The sequence below is a fragment of the Corallococcus llansteffanensis genome (assembly GCF_003612055.1).
GTDB classification, from domain to species: Bacteria; Myxococcota; Myxococcia; order Myxococcales; family Myxococcaceae; genus Corallococcus; species Corallococcus llansteffanensis.
Genome location: NZ_RAWB01000046.1, coordinates 1 through 18,313 on the forward strand (window position 1 = coordinate 1; position 18,313 = coordinate 18,313).

The following is an 18,313-nucleotide window of genomic DNA, read 5'->3' on the forward strand; positions in this document are numbered from 1 at the left end:
CCCCTGCTCCCCGCCCGCACGCGGATGGTGCCGCCCCGGGGCATGGCGTCGCGTGCGTTGATGAGCAGGTTGATGAGCACGTACCGCAGCTCCATGGCCGACCCCGACACCTGCGGGAGCGTCCCTGGCAGCACCACGTCCAGCCGCGAGGCCTGCCCGTCCCTGCGGTGCTCGATGCCGCCCCGCGCGATGTCCACCGCGTCCCGGATGACGTCGAGCAACTGGACGCGCTCCACGGTGGAGCGCGTCCTCGGGCGGGAGAAGTCCTGGAGCCGGCCCACGCGCTCCCCCGCGTCGGCGACGATGCGCGCCAGCGCGTCCATGTGGTGCTGCCCGTGCTCGGTGATGGCGCTGGCGTCGCGCTGGAGCATCTCCAGCCGCAGCCGCATGGCGTTGAGCGTGTTGCGCAGGTCGTGCGCCATGCCCGCCGCCAGCTCTCCCAGGGCCCGGAGCTGCGCGCGCTCCAGCAGCGTGGCGCGCGCCTGCGCCAGCTCCTCCTCGTCGCGCGCCTGGGCGGTGATGTCGCGGGCGAGCACCAGCACCTGTCCTGCCAGGGGATGGGTGACGCGCTCCGTGCGCACCTCCAGGACCTGGGGCTGGGCTCCGCGAACCTGTCGGAAGCGCGTGATGCGCGCCCCGCCTTCCGCCTCGGCGAGCACCGCTTCCGCCTCCGCCAGGTCGCGCAGGGCGGCGTAGGTCGGGCCGGTGCCCTGACCCTTTTCTTCGCGCCACCAGGGGCCCCGCTCCCGGCTCAGCGCACGCCAGCGGGCGTTGGCCACCACCACCTCGCCCGTGCGCAGCACGGCCAGGGCGCTGGCGCTCGTCTCCAGCGCCCAACTGGACAGCGTGAAGGTCGTGGTGCGCTCGTCCAGCTTGCGCACCAGCGCGTCGTGCTTGGACAACAGCCCACGGTACTTGCGCAGCAGCGCCGGACTTCCACCCCCTGCCGCGGCCGGAGGCTTCCGGGGCTTCAGGGACGGGCGCCGAGGGCTCATGCCTTCACCTTCGCACGCAAGCGTCGATTCTCTTCCTGGAGGGCCGTCGCGCGCGTGGCCTCCTCTCCCGTGGCACAGCCGGCGCTGCAGGTGCGTGGCTCCTGGTCCTCGTGCTGGCGGATGAGCTCGACCACGGAGGAGGGCGTACCGCAGTGCTCCGGGGCCGGCAAGATCCGCCTACCCATCAGGGTTGGGCCCGACGCCACCCCCGCCCGGGTTGTCGCCCATTGGTAGCAGGGGTCCGAGGAGGATGAGGGCGCGCGGCTCACGGTCCATGCGCTCGGTCGGGTGGTCGTCCTCGGAGCGACTTTCGAGCAGGACCCTACCCCTACCGTTACCTTCAGACCTTCCGATCGCCATTGAGAGTTCCAGGGCGGGAAGGCCGCTGTTAGGAAGGTCTCATCATGGAATTGAATGCGGCAGGGCAGGAAATCCGGGTGGCTCTTCTGGAGGACCAGCTCCTCTTCCGGGAGAGCCTGGTGGCCCTGCTGGAAGGCGCGGGGATGAAGGTGGTGGCCCGGTGCTCGGACACCCATTCGTTCCTGTCGCAGGTGCGCGGTGCCGCGCCCCATGTCGCCCTGGTGGACCTGCGGCTGGAGCAGGTGGGCCGCGCTGTCGTGGAGGACGGCCTGGTGGTGTTGAAGTCCCTGCACGACTTCCACCCCCAGGTGCGGTCCCTGGTGCTGTCGGGTCACCAGGAGCCGGCCATCGTGGAGCAGTGCTTCCAGGCGGGGGCGGCGGGCTACCTGTGCAAGCTGAACGTGAGCTGCGACGAGCTGGTGCGGGCCGTGGGCCGGGTGGCGCGGGGTGAGCGGCTGTTGCCCATGGAGATGCTCCAGTCCAATGTCCTGCACTTGGAGGACTTCACCCCGTCGGGCTCCGCCCTGTCCCGGCTGACGCTCCGGGAGCGCGAGGTGCTGGGCTACGTGGCGGCGGGCGCGGACAACCTGAAGATCGCCGCGCACCTGGGCATCACCGAGCGCACCGTGAAGGCGCACCTGACGAACATCTACCGCAAGCTGGGGCCGGAGAACCGCGCGCAGCTCGCGGTGCTGGCGTGTGAGCTGGGCGTCGCCCGTCCCGTGGTGGCGTGACACGAAGGGCGGCCGCCCGCTGTCTCGCGGAGGCCGCCCCTGAGACCTCCCTGAAACACTCAGGGCACTGGAGCCGGTTCCGCCTCCGCGTCGTACTGGGGCGCCCCCAGGTGCTGGAGGAACCACTCCCCGGCGAGCTCCGCCACCTTCTCCAGCTCCGCGTCTTCCTGGAAGTGGTGGGTCGCGCCCGGGATGATGTCCATGCGCTTCTGGGTCTGGAGCTCCGCGTAGGCCCGGCGGTTGATGTCCAGGCCCAGCGCGTCCGCGCCGCCCACCAGCAGCAGCGTGGGGGCCCGCACCTTGGGCAGCACCGCTCCGGCCAGGTCCGGCCGCCCACCCCGGGAGACGACCGCCTCCACGAAGTCCGGACGGAAGGCCGCGGCCGACAGCGCCGCGCCCGCGCCGGTGTGCGCGCCGAAGTAGCCCACGCGCAGGCCGGTGGTGTGGGGCTCGCGTTGCAGCCACCGCGCCGCGCCCGCCATGCGCATGCCCAACAGGCCCATGTTGAAGCGGAGCTGCCGCGTGCGGCGCTCCTCCATCTCCTCGCTGGTGAGCAGGTCCAACAGCAGGGTGCCCAGCCCCATCGCCTGGAACAGGTGCGAGGTCTGCGCGAGCCGGGGACTCTGACGGCTGCTGTCGCTGCCTCGCGCCAGCACCACCACGCCCCGGGCGCCCGCGGGCACCGCCAGCCGTCCTCTCAGGAGGACCGCGTCATCCACCGGCACCATCACCTCGCGCTCCAGATGCGTGCGCGCCGCCGGTCTTGCTCCACGGGCCTCGGGCGACTGCCGTGCCTCTTCCGTCCCGTGGTCCTGCTTTACCGCCCTCAACCCCGTCCCTGACCGGGGACCTGTCATACAGGCTCCTCCCGTCTGCGTTTGGCTGACTGCGACTGAGAGCAAGTTGACCACGCTCCCGCCCGGCGTGACCTGTCTGGGGGTCCAGGCTGTCCGCCGTCCGACACCCCGTGGGCGGGGAGGGAGGGAGGCCCTGAAGTCCTGAAAGGAGGGGCTCCTGTCGGGTTTCAGGGCTTCGTGGCGACGACGAGCTCGAAGGGGCCGGGCCGCACGTGTGCGTGCGTGAAGCCCGCGGCGGTGAGCGCGTCCAGGTAGAACTCCACCTCGCGCAGGCGGCTCACGCACGCGTCCACGCCGATGAGGAAGTAGGACCAGAAGAACTGGGCCGCCAGCCGCTCGGGGGTGCGGAACTCCTCACAGATGAGCACGCGGCCGCCCGACGGCAGCGCCGCGAAGGCCGCCTGCATCAGCGAGCGCGCCACCTCAGCGGGCCAGTCGTGCAGCACGCGCACGAACGACAGCGCGTCGTAGCCCTTTGGCAGGGGCTCGCGCAGGAAGTCGCCGCCCACGAAGCCCAGCCGCGCCGCCGGCAATCCCGCGCGCTCGCGCGTGCGCGCGACGAGCGCCTCGGTGGCGGGCAGGTTGTAGACGTCCACGGACAGGGACGCGTGCTCGCGCAGCAGGTGCTCCGCGAGCGTGCCGTCACCGCCGCCCACGTCGAGCAGCCGCGCCCCGGAGGGCCACAGCGCGCCCGCGTGCGCGCGGAACGTCTCCAGGATGGGGCCCAGGCCCGCGGCCATGCTGGCCTCGAAGCCCTCCACCTGTTCGGGCGTGCGCGGAGGCCAGTCGAAGGAGGCCGCGGACATCGCGTGCTGGCCGCGCAGGACCTCCGGCAGCCGGCCGTGCAGTGCCTTCCAGTCGTACTTCTCCCGGTCGCGCTCCAGCGAGCGAGGCCCCAGCACCGCGTCCGCCGCGGCGCGCAGGCCCGGCACGCCCCGGTAGCGCGTGTCCTCCAGCGCGTCCGAGGGCTGCTCGCGCTGCACGAGCCCCAGGCTCTCCAGGCAGTCGAGGAACTTGTACAGCCGCGTGGGCACCAGGCCGTGCCGCGCGGACAGCTCCCCCAGCGTCACCGGCCCGGGCTCCAGCGCGTCCAGCAGCCCCAGGCCCAGCGCCGTCTCCACCACGTCCAGCGCGCGCGCGCCGTTGAACAGCAGGTGCAGCAGGGCGCGCGGCGAGGCGGCCTCCCGCGACGGGGCAGGGAACGGTGCTGACGGTGCTGGCATCGCGGCGCTCATGCGGCCTCCTTGCGCTGCTCCTGGACGAGGGCATCCATGAAGGACTCCACCTCCTCCAGCGTATTGTAGAAGTGCGGCGCCGCGCGCAGGGAGCCCCGGTGGCTGCAGATGAAGCCGCGCGCCACCAGCCGCCGCGTCACGTCCGCGTCACCCGGGAAGCGCAGCGCCACCACGCCGCCACGCTTTTGCGGCTCGCGCGGCGTCACCACGTGCAGCCCCGCTTCGTCCGCCCGGGCCATCAGGCGGGACGTGAGCTTCAGCGAGTGCTCGCGCACCGCGGCCAGGCCCACGCCCTTCAGCAGGTCCAGCCCCGGCTGGGACAGCAGCACCATCAGCGGCGCGGGCGTGCCGCCCATCATCCGCCGCGCATCCGGCGCGAAGTCCTCCGCCGCCTGGAACGCGAGCGGCGTGGCCCCGGCGAGCCACCCGGTGGCGGCGGGCCGCAGCGTGGACAGCAGCTCCGGGCGCACGTAGAGGAAGGCGGCCTCGGAGCCGCCCAGCCACTTGTGCGCGCCGCCCATGAGGAAGTCCACGTCCAGCGCGCGCACGTCCACCGGCACCGTGCCCACCGTCTGGTACGCGTCCGTGGCGATGAGCGCCCCGGCCGCGTGCGCCGCCTTCGCCACGCGCGCGACGTCCAGCACCGCGCCGGTGGCGAACGCGCCGTGCGACACGCAGACCAGCCGCGTGCGCTCGTCGATGGCGGCCTCCAGCAGGGCCTCGTCCACGCGACCGTCGCGCGACGGCACCACCACCAGCTCCGCCCCGTAGCGCGCGAAGCCCTTCCAGATGAAGGGCACCGTGGGGAACTCCAGGTCGGTGATGACGACGCGGCGGCGCTCGCCGCTGAAGTCCAGGCACGTGCCCAGGCGCGACAGGTGCGCGCTCAGGTTCACGTCCAGCGCCACCGAACCGGCCGGCGCGCCGATGAGCCCCGCGACGCCGTCCGCGTACGCCTGCATCTGGGACAGCCACCCGTCCCAGGTGTCATCGCGCCACGCGCGCATCGTGTTCCAGTAGTGCGCGAGCACACCCTCCACCGCGCGCGGCATCGCGCCGGTGGAGTTGCTGTTGAGGTACGTACAGGTCTGCAGCAGGGGGTACTCCGCGCGGAGGGACTCCAGGAGCACCCCCCCGCTCACGGGTGGCTCCGCAGCTCCGCCGGGAAGGATGCCGCGTGCTGCGCGTACGGGCAGCCGCCACCGGTGCGCGGCTGCTCGTGCGGATCCGGCGCGCGGTGCACGCCCGTCGCATAGCCGCCTTCGCGCTTCCAGCCCGCCGTCATCTCCACGCGCACGTCCCACAGCGCGCGGAACAGCGGCAGCGTCATCCGGCCGGCCAGCACCTGCGTGGGCAGCCCGTCCAGCGCCTTCACGGAGCGGTCCACGCCAATGGTGCGCCGCACCAGCTGGAAGTGCGCGTACAGCCAGCCCTGGAACCCCTCGTCCATCGTCACCAGGTTCTCACAGACGTGCTTCAGGTCCTCGGGCCCCCCGGCCGAGTAGATCTGCAGCAGCGTCACTCCGCGGCGCGCCAGCATCCGCTCCATCGCGGACTCCAGCCCCGTGGCCGCCAGGCGGAACGTGTTGTAGCCCGGCGACTCCTGCCCGCTGCCGTTGCCCAGGCTGCGGCGGATGACCTGGTACGAGTCCGGCGTCATCGTCTCCAGCACCGCCATCTCCGCGCTGATGCACTGGAGGATCTTCTGCACCCGCGCGAGCCGGGCGACGACGGCCCACAGCGCGTCGCGGTCCATCTCCGCCACCACCTCCACCACCTCGCGCGACGCCAGCTTCAGGTACAGCTCCTGCGACTGGTGGACGATCTGGAACATCAGCTCGTCGTGCGACACGCGCTCCGCTTCCGACGACTGCAGCCCCAGCAGCGTGCCCGTCTGGAGGTAGCGCTCGTAGTCCAGCTCGCCCTTGCCCACCCACTTCTTCAGCATCGGATTGAAAAGCGGCTGCGTCAGCTCGTGCTTCAGCTTTTCGGCGTGGCTGTAATCGGTCGACGAGTGCATGTCCCCTCCGGGAGGCGCAAGGAAATACGGAAGGTGGGTGGAATGCGCCCCAGTTCGGGGGGAACAGTGGGCGCGTAAAACTCTAGAAGCGACTACCTTACAGGTCTTTCTGTGGACTTCAAGTCAGCAGACGGCTCAGGTTATCACTTTCCGAGATTTTCCTGGCACTGGGGGGATGGGTGACCCGGGAGGCCGGGTGCACCCAGGGTGGGAGTCAGCCTGGAATCCCCGTCTTCTCAGCCCTCGATGGGAGAGGGATTCCGGCCCGGGGCGGCCGTGCGGGGCTTGAGGCGCATGGCGTTGAGCTTCTGGGCCAGGTCCGCGCCCTGCACGCTCTTGGAGATGTAGCCGTCCGCGCCGGAGGCGATGGCGAGCGAGCGCAGCTTGGCCTCATCCGAGGCGGAGTAGAGGATGAAGCGGGTGCCCGGGGGCGCGTACTGGCGCGCCAGGCCCACGACCTTGTCCCCCTTGAGGGCGGGGAAGTTCACGTCGATGAGCACGAAGTCCGGCTCGGAGGCGCGCACGATGTTGGACACGCCCAGCGCGGACGTGTGGGTCTGCACGTCGAACCCGTACGCACTCAGCGAGCGCTGCACGAGGTCGAGCAGATCCGGATCGTCGTCCACGACCAGGACGCGCGGTTTCGGTTCAGCCATGGCTTCTCCCTAGATACTGACGAATCGTCTCGATGAGCTGCTCGCGGTCCAGGGGCTTGGTCAGGTAGGCCGTGCAACCGGCCGCCTGGGCCTTGTCCTGATACTCGCGTCCCGCGTGGGCCGTGACGGCGATGACAGGCACGTTCTGCCCATCCGGCAACGCCCGGAGCCTGCGGGTGACTTCCCAGCCGTCGAGCCGCGGCAGGGACAGGTCCATGAGGATGAGGTCCGGCCCGTCGTTGCGGGCCCGCTCCAGGCCCTGCTCGCCGTCCTCCGCCTCGATGAGGTCATACATCCCGCCCAGGTAGCGGCGGACGATGTCGCGGTTCTGCTCGCTGTCCTCCACGTACAGCACGCGGGGCAGCTTCCCCGCGCTCGCGGCCCGCTGGGACATCAACAGGCCCTTCGCCTGGGAGATGACGTCCTCCAGCGCGTGGCCGCCCTTGCGCACGAAGCCGGCGAAGCCGTCGCGCAGGAGCGTCTCCTCGTCGTGGGTGAGCGTCTTGCCGGTGAGCACCACCACCGGCACGGAGAGCTTCTCCGCGCGCAGCCGGCGCAGCACCTCGAAGCCGTCCAGGTTCGGCATCATCAGGTCCAGCACCACCAGCGACGGCGGCGACACGCGCGCCTTGAGCAGCGCGTCCTCGCCGTTGCGCGCCTCGTTGGTGGAGAAGCCCGCGCGGCGCAGGTTGCGGCTCACCAGCTCGCGCGTGGCCGCGTCGTCGTCCACCACCAGCACGTCGCCCGTGGCGGCCGTGGCGCCCGCGGAGGCGAGGCTCTTCTGCACCACCTCCACCAACCGCTCCGGCTCCACCGGCTTCACCAGGTACTCGCACGCGCCCAGGCTGAAGCCGCGCGCGCGCTGCTCCTCCACCGACACGAGGATGACCGGGATGGCCGCGAGCGTGGGCTCGCTCTTGAGCTGGCTCAACACCGACCAGCCGTCCATCCGGGGCAGGTGGATGTCCAGCAGGATGGCCTGCGGCTTCAGCTCCCGCGCGAGCTTCAGCGCGGCGATGCCGTCATCCGCCGTCACGACCTTGAAGCCCGCGGGCTCCAGCTGCCCGGTGACGAGCTGCTGGATGAGCGGGTCGTCATCCACCACCAGCACCGTGCTGCCCGGCCGCGCCATGGGCGCGAGCTTCTGGGCCACGTCCTGCACCGGCACCAGCCGCTCGGTGGCATGGGGGCTGTCGGCGCCCACGGTGGTCGCGAGCACGTCCGGCAGCCGCACCGTGAAGGTGGAGCCGCGGCCCAGCGTGCTCGTCACGTCCACGGTGCCGCCCAGCACGCGCGTCAATTCGCGCACGATGGCGAGCCCCAGCCCCGTGCCGCCCACCTTGCGCGTGGTGGAGCCGTCCACCTGGCGGAACTTCTCGAAGATGAAGGGGAGCTGGTCGGCGGGGATGCCCACGCCGGTGTCCTCCACCGTCATCAGCATCTCACCGCCGCCGGAGCTCACCACCGTGAGCGCCACCTCGCCCGTGTCGGTGAACTTGGCCGCGTTGCTCAGCAGGTTGAGCATGATCTGCCGCAGCTTCAGCGCGTCGGTGCGCACCTCCTGCGCCTCCGCCTCCACGTGGACGGTGAGGGCCACGTCCTTGCCCTTCAGGTACTCCTTCACCGTGGCCATGCACTCGTCGGCCAGCTCCTGCACGTCCACGGGTTCGGTGACGACCTCCACGCGGCCCGCTTCAATCTTGGACAGGTCCAGGATGTCGTTGATGAGCGCCAAGAGCGTCTTGGCGTTCGTCTTCACCACGTTGAGGTCGCGCCGGCCGTGCGGCGTCAGGCGGCTGCCCTCCTCGCGCATCAACAGGTCGCAGTAGCCGATGATGCCGTTGAGCGGCGTGCGGATCTCATGGCTGAAGTTCGCCAGGAACTCGCTCTTGAGGCGCACGGCGCCCTCGGCCTCGCGGGCGCGCTCCTCCTCGTTGCGCTTGGCGACGGAGAGCTCCTGGGCCAGCCGGTCCAGGTCCTCGTTCTGCTGACGGATGATCTCCATCTGCAGCGCGCGCTGCTGGTAGCTGGCGAGCGACCGGGCGGACACCGCGCGCGTCTTCTTGATCTCCTCCAGGCTGGCGGCGAGCTGCTTGTTGGCGGCCTCCAGCTCCTCCTTGGAGGCGCGCAGCATCGCCTCGTTCTGCTTGCGCTCGGTGATGTCGTCGGTGACGCCCATCACGAAGCGCGCGACGCCCTGGTCGTCCACCAGGGGAATCTTGCGCGTGGCGAAGATGCGGTCCTGGCCGTCCGCGCGCGCGACCTCCTCGAAGGTCTTCATCTGCCGCGTCTCGAGGATCTCCGTGTCGATGGCGACGAACGAGTCCGCCTGCTCCCGCGGGAAGTAGTCGTGGTCCAGCTTCCCCAGCAGCCATTCCTTGGTGACCTTGAAGGCGTCCGCGAACGTCTTGTTGGCCACCACCAGCCGGCGCGTCTGGGCGTCCTTCACGAACAGCACGAAGGGCAGCGCGTCGATGATGTTGCTGAGCAGGTAGTTGGTCCGCTTCAGCTCCATGCCCGTCAGCTGGTGCTGGGCGCGCTCGGCGTGCAGGCGCAGCTCGCGCGCCACCACGAAGGGCAGGTGGCCGTAGCGGTCCTCGGTGACGTAGTCGCGCGCGCCGGCGCGCATGGCGGCCCCGAGCGTTTCGGCGGCCCACGTGGGGCTGCTCACCACGAAGGTGAGCTCCTGCCCGCGCTTCACCCACGCCGCCTGGATGTCCTCCCAGGACCGCCCGGGCAGCTCCGAACCCGCGAGCACCAGCGCCCACGGCCGCTCCAGCGCCGTGTCCAGGGCCTCCACCGAGCAGGCGTGCTCGTAGGTGAGCATGGAGAGGATGTCCTCCCGCTCCAGCGCGTCGCGCATGGCGCGCGTCTCACGCTCGCTGCCCACCAGCAGCAGCGACAGGGTGTAACCCAGGGGCGATTCCGTGGGCGCCACGTCGAACGGTTGGTTGGCCATTGTGTCTAGTTGGAACCGAACGCCAGCACGGTCAGCGTGGTGTTGATGTGGAACCCCGAGTAGATCTCGAACTGCACGTTCATCCCAGCGGCGGACGGTGCGAGCTTCAGGGCCTCGGAGAGCTGGGGCACCACCCCGGTAGCGTTCGCGTACCACATGCGTCCGCTGCAGTGGAACAGGAGGGCGGCCTGGGGGTTCTGCACGCGCCTGGGCAGCTCCTCCGAGAAGAAGTCCCGCGTCATGCCCGCCAGGTCTCCGGCCTTCATCAGGTCCAGCTCGCTGCCCTCCTCCAGGAGGTTGGCGAACAGGATGGAGCCGTCCTCCAGGGGGCGCCACGCGGCGCGGATGAAGTACTCGCGGCCCACCTTGAGCGCGGTGGGGCGCACGGCGAAGCCCTTGGGCTTGCCGAACTCCAGCTCGTCCGGGGTGACGCCCAGGATCTCCGCGTAGCGCTTCGCGGCGGGCTGCCCGTCGATTTCGAGCGCGCGCGTGTGCGTCTCATCCACCTTGGTGATGGTGAGCCGCTGGCCGGTGGGCACGTACCAGTGCGAGCGCAGCGCGGCCCAGGGGGCATTCGTCTTGAACAGGGCCACGAGCACGCCGTCGCCGGCCACCTCGCCGTCCACGTGGATGAGCGCGGACTGGCGCGCGGGGTCCGGCTCCGAGTCGCTGGCGCCGCCGCCCACGAGCACCAGCGTCTGGTTCTTCTCCAGGATGCCCAGCAGCAGCTCTTCCTTCTTGTAGCGGAAGCCGTCGTCAATCACGAGGCCCACGTACCGGCGCGCGTCCAGGTCCTGCTGGCGCACGCCCAGCTCCTCGCACGCGCGCTTGATGGCCATGGCGCCGGCGGCGATGGCGTCCCCGGTGAGCCCGCTGCCCAGGCCCAGGCCCACCTCGAAGTCACCGGAGAGCGCGCCCAGCACCACGCTGTTGCTGTGGATGCCGTTGTTGTCCAGCTCCCCGCCCGTGGTGGCGCCCACGAGCCGGGTGTCCTTCGGGAGCCGCTCGCGCACCGCGCGGTTGAGCGCGCGCTGGTCGCGCTGACGGGAGGCGAACAGCGTCACCAGCTTCGGTGGGGGTCCGTGAAGTTGTCGCAGGAGGTCCTCCGCGGCCGCGACGGGGTCCATGAGGGTGGAGCGAGCCGTCTGCATCTTCACGTGGGCCATGTCGGACCTCCTTGCGAACCCGGCCTGGGGCTAGAAGCCGCTGCCGGGGTGCGTCTTGTGACAACTGCCGGTGCACTGCTGGAACGATTCACGTCCCCCGCCCACATACATGCTTTCGATGGGGCCGAACTTCGCCACGTGGCTGTCCGGGTAGCTCTTGTGGCACGACAGGCAGGCGGCCTTGCTGGTGCGCTGCGTGCCTTCCTTCTCCAGGTGGCACGACGAGCACTTCTCCACGGGCGCGTCGTAGCGGTTGGAGCGCGAGTGGATGAAGTGCGTGCGCACGAAGATGGGCCCCTCCAGTTCGAAGCCGAGCGGAGCATGACACGACGCGCACGCGGCGCGGTTGTCGTTCGCGTGCGCGACCTGGCTGAGCTCGCCCCCCTTGCTGTGGCAGCTGTTGCAGGGACCGGTCGTCAGCTTCGCCTCGGTGTGCGTCCGGGTGCCCACCTGGATTTCAATGGTGCGGGACGCGGGGACGTCCTCGCCCAGGAACACGCGGCGGGCCTTGGCCGTGACCAGGTAGGTGCCCGGCTTGGCGTCCGCCGGCAGGCGGTACGTCCAGGTGTCGCTCACGGGGGCGTCCCAGCGGCCCTCGGTGGGGAAGAAGGCGCCGCCGAAGAGCTTGTTGGAGGGCGGGAACGTCATGAACTGGGCGTACACGCCGTCGCGCGCCTGGGTGGCCACCGTCTGCACGTCCTGGGAGTCATCCAGGAAGGCCTCCAGGTCGACGATGCTCCGGATGGGCTGGATGTCCTGCGCCGGCCCGATGAGCTGCGTCATCATCATCCGTTCCCGGTGCTTGCGGCGGTAGTAGGTCGTCGTCGCGTCGAAGAAGGCCCGATAGTACTGGATGCCGGCCGGGTGGCCGGGAGCGCCCGGGGGTGCGACCTCATTGTAGGTTGGAAGGCTGCCGGCGGGGTGCAGCCGCTTGCCCTGGCCGTCCTTCAAGGTGAGCTGGAAAGTTACATCCGAGCCGGGGGCATAGGTGCCGTCCTTGCGGGGGGCGGTCAGCGGCTTGATGTCGATGGCGAAGCCGTAGCCGAATGCGGGCGAGGCCTCCTGCGTGACGGGGATGTAGTAGGGGGCGAACGGGCGCAGGCTCCAGCGCAGGCGCAGGCCGCGCGTGTTCGGGCGGAAGGTGAAGGTCTGCTGCTTCGCGTGGTCGTACGCGTTGCGCAGCTCCACCAGCGCCTCCTCCTCGTAGTTCTTCGCGTTGCGACAGTCCGTGAGGCTGGCGCAGTCGCGGGCCCACTGGATGGCGCGCATGCGGCGGATGAAGAAGTCGTCGCGCTCGGTGCGGCGCTTGTCGTCGCTGCCGACGTTCAGGAGCACCGGCGTCCCGGTGAGCACGCCGCGCGCGTCCACGGGCTCCACGGTGAAGAGGCTGGGAACCTTCATCCAGGCCGCGTCGCGGTAGAAGGCGCGGCGGGTGAAGGTGCCGTCCCCGTTGGCCAGGCCGACGAACTCCGTCTCCTCCAGGTGCACGCCCCCCCAGCCGAGCACCGCGAAGTCGCTGTTCCGGCGCAGGCCCGTCAGCCCCTCGTCCACGGTGGCGTTGACGAAGGCGCGCAGGTCGATCTGGTTCACATAGAAGGTCTGCCCGGCCTTCACCTTCAGGGGCACGCCCTCACCGTTCTCCACTTCCAGCGCGAGCCCCACCGGCGCCCCGCCAGAGCTCCCCGACCGCTCGTCCGTCACCGCCTGGGCCTGGGACCCGAGCGCGTCCTGCGAGTCGGAAGCTTCCGCGTCCACGGCGTCCGGGCCACCGCAGGCGAGCGCCAGTGCGCTCAAGCCGGCCAGCATGGCCATAGGGACCGCGGAAGCCGAGCGGGGGGTCGTGCGCGCGAACCGCGCCTGAAATGCTCCAACTGCGCCCATGGGGGTACTCCTCGTACGCGTGATAGCGGACTCTTCCAGTGGAAGTGTCGCGGCCAGGGGGCCCGGATGCCCTTCGCGTCGGGGGGACGGTAGGAGCGGGGCCGACTCAAACCCGGCTTTTACCGGGAGCGAGTAGTTTTAGCCGTACGAAGAATATCCGTAATCAACAGCAGCATTCAACTTCTGAGAATTTTTCCGCTCAGAGGGGAATTTGAGTGTTTGGGACTGGATGGGAGGGGCTGCTGGGGCACAACCTACCCGGACGGGTCAGGCCCGAATCGCGGAAGCGACTCCCACCGGGGCTTCCAGGGTAGCCGGGAGTTCGACGATGAACTCGGCGCCCTCCCCCGGCCGGCTGTGGACGCGGATGGTGCCGCCGTGGGCTTCCACGAGCTGCCGGACGATGTAGAGGCCCAGCCCGAAGCCGGGGGCGCGGCTGTCCGTCGTGACCCGCTCGAAGCGGGCGAAGAGGCGCGGCTGGTCCTCCTGGGGGATGCCGGCGCCGTGGTCGCGCACGACGAGCCGGGCGCGGCGGGCGTCGGGGTCCACCTCCACGCACACCTCCACCGGCTGGCCCCGGCCGAACTTGAGGGCGTTGCTGAGCAGGTTGGTGAGGACGCGGTCCAACCGCTGGCGGTCCCACCGGCCGGGGGCGGCGCCGCGGGCGTGGACGGTGAGGGCGCAGCCGGCGGCGGCGGCCTGGTCCTCGTGGCGCGCCACCACCTCGTGCGCGAGTTCGGACAGGTCCATGGGCCGGGACTCCAGCTCCAGCCGGCCGCCGGACAGGCGCGACAGGTCCAGCAGGTTGTGGACGAGCCGGCCCAGGCGCTTCGTCTCGTCCTCGGCCAGCAGCAGGCCCTCACGCAGCCGCGGGTCCGGGGCGTGGGCGGGGGCGCACTGCAGGCGCAAGCGGCGCAGGCGCAGCTGGAGCGAGCTCAGCGGGTTGCCCAGGTCGTGCGCCGCGACGCCGATGAGCTCCAGCGCGCCCTGCGTCGCCGCGAGCAGGCGGGCGTTGTCCAGCGCGAGCGCGGCCCGCGCGGACAGCTCCTCCAGGAAGGCCTGGTCCACCGCGCCGTAGCGGCGGTGCGGCTGGGTGGACAGCAGGCACAGCGCGCCCAGCACGCGGTCGTCCACGACGAGCGGCACGCTCAGGGCGGAGCGCACGCCCAGCGCGCGCCACAGCTCGCCATAGGCGCTGTGGCTGACGGACGCGGGCAGCCGGGTGGGGTCCACGTCCTCGAAGCGCTCCGCGCGGCCGGTGTGGATGACGCGGGCGGGGCCGGGCTCCTCCGCCGTGAGCGTGCGCAGGAGCGGCTCCCACAGCCGGCCCTGGAGGGCCGCGTCCGCGTATGACACCGCGCCGGGGCGCACCTGGCCGTCCTCGTCCGGGAGGTAGAGCACGCACGCGTCCGCGATCTCCGGCACGCACAGGCGGGTGAGGGCGGTGCCCAGGGACTCGGCGCCGGCCTGGGGCTGCAGGACGCGGCCGGCCTCGGCGAGCAGCGCCTGCAGGCGCTCCGTGCGCCTGCGTTCGGTGATGTCGCGCGTCACCTCCGCGAAGCCCTGCAGCCGGCCCGTCTCGTCATACAGCGCGGTGAGCAGCGTCTCCGCCCAGAAGCGCGAGCCGTCCTTGCGCATCCGCCAGCCCTCGGACTGCAGGCGCCGCTCGCGGGCGGCCCGCTCGCGGTAGGAGGCCGGCTGGCCCCGGCCCACCGCGTCCGGCGTGTGCAGCAGCTCCACGCCCTGGCCCACGATGTCCGTCGCCGTCCAGCCGGTGAGCCGCTCCGCGCCGGTGCTCCAGCAGGACACCGCGCCGTCCGGCTCCAGGAAGCACAGCGCGTAGTCCGACACGCCATCCATGAACAGGTGCAACCGCTGTTCACTCTGGAGCCGCTCGGCGTGCATGGGGCCCAGGGCGTTGCGCAGCACCATCATCAGCGCCGTCACGCAGCCCAGGCCCAGCAGCCCTGCGAGCAGCGCGCGCAGGTCCGATGCGCGGTGAAGGGGTTCCGTGTCGCCCACCGCCAGGGTGTGGGCCGTGGAGGCCAGGGTGACGAGCAGGAGCAGTCCGGCCAGAAGGCACACGGACAAACCCGCCCCCACCCTCTGTGCGAAGGTCCAGCGACGCAGCATGTGGCACTCCCCCCCGACGGCACCGAGCGCAGCTGTGCAGAAGGATCGTCAGCATCACTGAAAAAGTAGGCTGAGTAACATCGCACTCCCGGGCAGGGTGCCCTTCCACCCAGGGATTGCCTGCATGTCGGTTTAGGCAGGTTTTGGTGCGGGCTGCTCCCCCGGGCAGGCGGCCGGGGCCGGGCCTTCCCGGGTGCCCGTGAAATGGCCTTCCGGGCGCTGGGACGTTATGGAGCGCCCCCCTCTTCGCACCCGGTTGTTGCTCCTCTATGGCGTCTCTCGTCGAAGGTCTGAAGGTCCGCTACCTCCCGCAACCCGAGTGGGGCGTGGGGCATCTGGTGTCGCTGCAGGAGGAGGGGGCCAAGGCGCTCATCGCCTTCCCGTCCCGCGAGGACGCGCCGGTGCTGGTGTCCACCCGGGGCGGGGCGCTGGTGCCGTATCAGCTGCCGAAGGGCGAACCCATCCAGACGCCGAAGGGGCGCAAGGCCACCATCCTGGGCGAGGAGCCCGGCGCGCGGGGCCTGCGCCGCTATGTGGTGCGCTACGAGGACTCCGGGGAGGAGGACGAGCTGCCGGAGTCGGAGGTGCGCGCGCTGGCGCCGCGCTCGGACCTGCTCTCCACGCTGCGCGACGGGCGGGTGGGGGACGCGAAGGCGTTCATGCTGCGCAAGCAGGCGCTGGTGCTGGACGACGAGCGCCGGGGCGACGCGCTGGGGGCGCTGCTGGCCAGCCGGGTGATGGTGAAGCCGCACCAGGTGGGCGTGGTGCAGCGGGTGCTGTCCGCGCGCCGGCCGCGCTTCGTGCTGGCGGACGAGGTGGGCCTGGGCAAGACGATTGAAGCGGGCATGGTGTTCAGCGCGCTGCGGCTGGTGGGGCTGGCGCGCCGGTGCCTGGTGGTGGCGCCCAGCCACCTCACGGTGCAGTGGCTGGTGGAGCTGTTCCACAAGTTCAACCAGCTCTTCACGCTGATGGACTCGGACCGCTACGAGCAGTCGCTGAAGGAGGCGCCGGACGTGTCGCCGTGGGCGCGCTTCCCGCTGGTGGTGACGAGCCTGGAGCTGCTCAGCCGCACCCGCGAGCACCGCGAGGAGGTGGCGGCCGGGGACGCCTTCTGGGACCTGGTCATCATCGACGAGGCGCACCACCTCAAGGGCGAGAAGGCCTTCGCCGCCGCGCAGGGGCTGGCCGCGAACAGCTGGGGCCTCTTGCTGCTCACCGCCACGCCCATGCAGCTGGACCCTGCGGAGTACCACGGGCTGCTCACCCTCATCGACGCGACCACCGCGCCCACGGTGCAGGGCTTCGAGGCGCGGCTGCAGCGCCAGGAGGAGCTGTCCGCCGCGGTGCGCGCCCTCCTGGAGGGCAAGGGCGCGAAGGCCGCCGTGGCCGCGCTGGCGAAGCGCTTCCCGGAGGACGCGCGCCTCCAGACGCTGAAGGAGCGGGAGGCGCTGCTCGAGCACCTGGCGGAGACGTACAGCCTGTCGGACCGGCTGGTGCGCAACCGGCGCGCGGTGGTGGGTGGCTTCTCCCAGCGCAGGCTCCACCGGCACCCGGTGAGCCCCACGCCGGAGGAATTGCAGGCGCGTGACGCCGCGCTCGACACGCTGGCGAAGGGCACGCTGAGAGGCGCGCCGCTGGCCAACGTGCTCCGGCGCCTGGAGTCCAGCCCCGCGGCGTTCGCGGGCGCGGTGCGGGCGAACCCCGCGCTGAAGGAGGCGGACCTGAAGCTGCCCGGCCGGGACGCGAAGTTCGTCGCGTTCGTGGGCGTGCTGCGCGACCTCTGGAAGGGGGAGCCGCGCGCGAAGGTGCTCGTCTTCACGGAGAGCCGCGACACGCTGGAGTCGCTCCAGTCGGAGCTGTCGCGCGAGGGCGTGGAGGCGCTGGGCTATCACGGCGATCTGCCGCTCGTGGAGCGCGACCGGCAGGTGGCGCGCTTCCGCGACCCGGAGGGGCCCAGGGTGCTCATCTGCACGGAGGTGGGCGGCGAGGGCCGCAACTTCCAGTTCGCGCACCACCTGGTGCACTACGACCTGCCGTGGAGCCCCTCCACGGTGGAGCAGAGAATCGGCCGCCTGGACCGCATCGGCCAGGCGCACCCGGTGGACATCCACGTCTTCGACCCCGCGGGCACGCTCGCGTCGGACGTGCTGATGCTGCTGGCGGACGCCGTCGGCGTCTTCGGTGAGACGGTGGGCGGCCTGGACGCGGTGCTGGAGGAGGTGGAGGCCCGCATCGCGGAGCTGGCCCTGCTGCCCCGTGAGGCGCGCGTCGCGTACGCGGCCGAATTGAAGACGCGCGTGGAGGCGGCGCGCGCGCAGGTGACGCGCGCGTATGACCCGCTGCTGGACGTGCGCAGCTTCGACAAGCCCGCCGTCGCCCGGCTGGTGGCCCGCGCGCACGAGCGCATGGGAGACGAGCCGGCGGATCCGGACGATGAGGACGCTCCGTCGCTGGAGGACGGCCTGTGGAGCGTGGCGCGCGACCTGGACGAGCGCCTGGAGGAGACCGTCACGGAGCTGGCGCGCCGCGTGGGCATCAGCGTGGACACCGACGAGCAGGTGGAGGCCTTCCAGGTGGCCTTCCAGTTCGGCCACGCGCTCAACGTGGAAGGGCTGCCCGGCATCGACGTGATGCAGGACCGCACGCTGCTGGGCACCTTCTGGCGCGACACCGCCGTGGAGGCGGAGGAGCTGGAGTACTTCGCCACCGGCCACCCGCTGGTGGAGGCCCTGTTCGGCTTCCTCAAGGACGGGCCCTATGGCCGCAGCGGCTTCCGCCTCATCGAGAAGCGCGGGCTGAAGAAGCCGGCGCGCGGCCTGGAGCTGCTCTTCCACGTCCAGCTCCCGGAGCCCGAGGACACCTCCCCGGGCGCGCGCGTGCCCAGCCGTCAACTGGCGCGGTTCCTGGAGCGCACCCTCCTGCCCGTCGCCGTGGTGGACGGCCCGGAAGGCCCCGTGGCGGACGCTTCCGTGCTGCCCGCGCTGGAGGCGGACGGCCGCGCCCTCAAGGGCGACGAGGTGCACCAGGCCTTCCCTGGCTTCGGCCCCTTCGTGGACGCCGCCCTCCCCGTGGCCCAGGCCGCCGCCCAGGAGGAGCTGACACGGCGCGCCAGCAAGGCCCAGAAGGCGCTGGAAGCAGAGCGCGACGCCGCCGAGGCCCGCCTGCGCCTCTCCCTCTCCCACCAGGGCCTGCCCCCGGAGGCGGTGGAGTCCCAGGTTGACGCGGAGCGCCAACATTACGGGCGGCTGCTCCAGGCGCTCGCGGGGGCCCGGGTGGTGCTGGACGCGGCTTGCGGATTCAGCCTCAATCGTTGAATA

12 protein-coding genes are annotated in these 18,313 nt (G+C 71.3%); 2 read left to right on the top strand and 10 right to left on the bottom strand.

Going from position 1 to position 18,313, the window contains the following annotated elements; all coding sequences use genetic code 11:
• A partial coding sequence (locus D7V93_RS06875; RefSeq protein WP_279636856.1) for a sensor histidine kinase occupies positions 1-995 on the bottom strand: 995 nt, incomplete at its 3' end.
• 404 nt (positions 996-1,399) lie between these two features.
• On the opposite strand from D7V93_RS06875, the gene D7V93_RS06880 reads away from it, so the two are divergent.
• The gene (locus tag D7V93_RS06880; RefSeq protein WP_120642610.1) at positions 1,400-2,089 is read left to right on the top strand and encodes a response regulator transcription factor; all 690 of its coding nucleotides are present in this window, start codon (positions 1,400-1,402) and stop codon (positions 2,087-2,089) included.
• A gap of 59 nt (positions 2,090-2,148) precedes the next feature.
• Here the strand turns inward: D7V93_RS06880 and D7V93_RS06885 are convergent, their stop codons facing one another.
• The 9 genes from D7V93_RS06885 to D7V93_RS06925 all read right to left on the bottom strand — a co-directional run bounded on the left by D7V93_RS06885 (position 2,149) and on the right by D7V93_RS06925 (position 14,948).
• Complete coding sequence (locus D7V93_RS06885; RefSeq protein ID WP_341870915.1) at positions 2,149-2,946, bottom strand: dienelactone hydrolase family protein; 798 nt, start codon at positions 2,944-2,946, stop codon at positions 2,149-2,151.
• Positions 2,947-3,113: 167 nt separating this feature from the next.
• Positions 3,114-4,181 carry a methyltransferase gene (locus D7V93_RS06890; protein ID WP_244237148.1) on the bottom strand — a complete coding sequence of 356 codons (1,068 nt, stop codon included), beginning with the start codon at positions 4,179-4,181 and terminating at the stop codon, positions 3,114-3,116.
• On the bottom strand, positions 4,178-5,323 hold the full coding sequence (locus tag D7V93_RS06895; RefSeq protein ID WP_120642612.1) for an aminotransferase class V-fold PLP-dependent enzyme: 1,146 nt from the start codon (positions 5,321-5,323) through the stop codon (positions 4,178-4,180). The genes D7V93_RS06890 and D7V93_RS06895 overlap by 4 nt, the downstream gene beginning before the upstream one ends.
• Positions 5,320-6,201 (bottom strand): tryptophan 2,3-dioxygenase family protein, encoded by an 882-nt coding sequence (locus tag D7V93_RS06900; RefSeq protein WP_120642613.1) that lies wholly within the window; start codon positions 6,199-6,201, stop codon positions 5,320-5,322. Before D7V93_RS06900 ends, D7V93_RS06895 begins: the two co-directional genes overlap by 4 nt.
• Positions 6,202-6,437: 236 nt before the next feature.
• A complete protein-coding gene (locus D7V93_RS06905) occupies positions 6,438-6,857 on the bottom strand; it encodes a response regulator (RefSeq protein ID WP_120642614.1) in 420 nt (139 codons plus the stop codon).
• The gene (locus tag D7V93_RS06910; protein ID WP_120642615.1) at positions 6,850-9,816 is read right to left on the bottom strand and encodes a response regulator; all 2,967 of its coding nucleotides are present in this window, start codon (positions 9,814-9,816) and stop codon (positions 6,850-6,852) included. The genes D7V93_RS06905 and D7V93_RS06910 overlap by 8 nt, the downstream gene beginning before the upstream one ends.
• A gap of 5 nt (positions 9,817-9,821) precedes the next feature.
• Positions 9,822-10,982 carry an FIST signal transduction protein gene (locus D7V93_RS06915; RefSeq protein ID WP_120642616.1) on the bottom strand — a complete coding sequence of 387 codons (1,161 nt, stop codon included), beginning with the start codon at positions 10,980-10,982 and terminating at the stop codon, positions 9,822-9,824.
• Between the two features lie 30 nt (positions 10,983-11,012).
• Positions 11,013-12,794: a cytochrome c3 family protein gene (locus tag D7V93_RS06920; RefSeq protein ID WP_244237149.1), complete on the bottom strand. Its 1,782-nt coding sequence runs from the start codon at positions 12,792-12,794 to the stop codon at positions 11,013-11,015.
• A 336-nt stretch (positions 12,795-13,130) separates the two neighbouring features.
• Positions 13,131-14,948: a sensor histidine kinase gene (locus D7V93_RS06925; protein ID WP_244237152.1), complete on the bottom strand. Its 1,818-nt coding sequence runs from the start codon at positions 14,946-14,948 to the stop codon at positions 13,131-13,133.
• 317 nt (positions 14,949-15,265) lie between these two features.
• On the opposite strand from D7V93_RS06925, the gene D7V93_RS06930 reads away from it, so the two are divergent.
• On the top strand, positions 15,266-18,310 hold the full coding sequence (locus tag D7V93_RS06930) for a helicase-related protein (protein ID WP_120642619.1): 3,045 nt from the start codon (positions 15,266-15,268) through the stop codon (positions 18,308-18,310).
• The last annotated feature ends 3 nt before the right edge of the window (positions 18,311-18,313 follow it).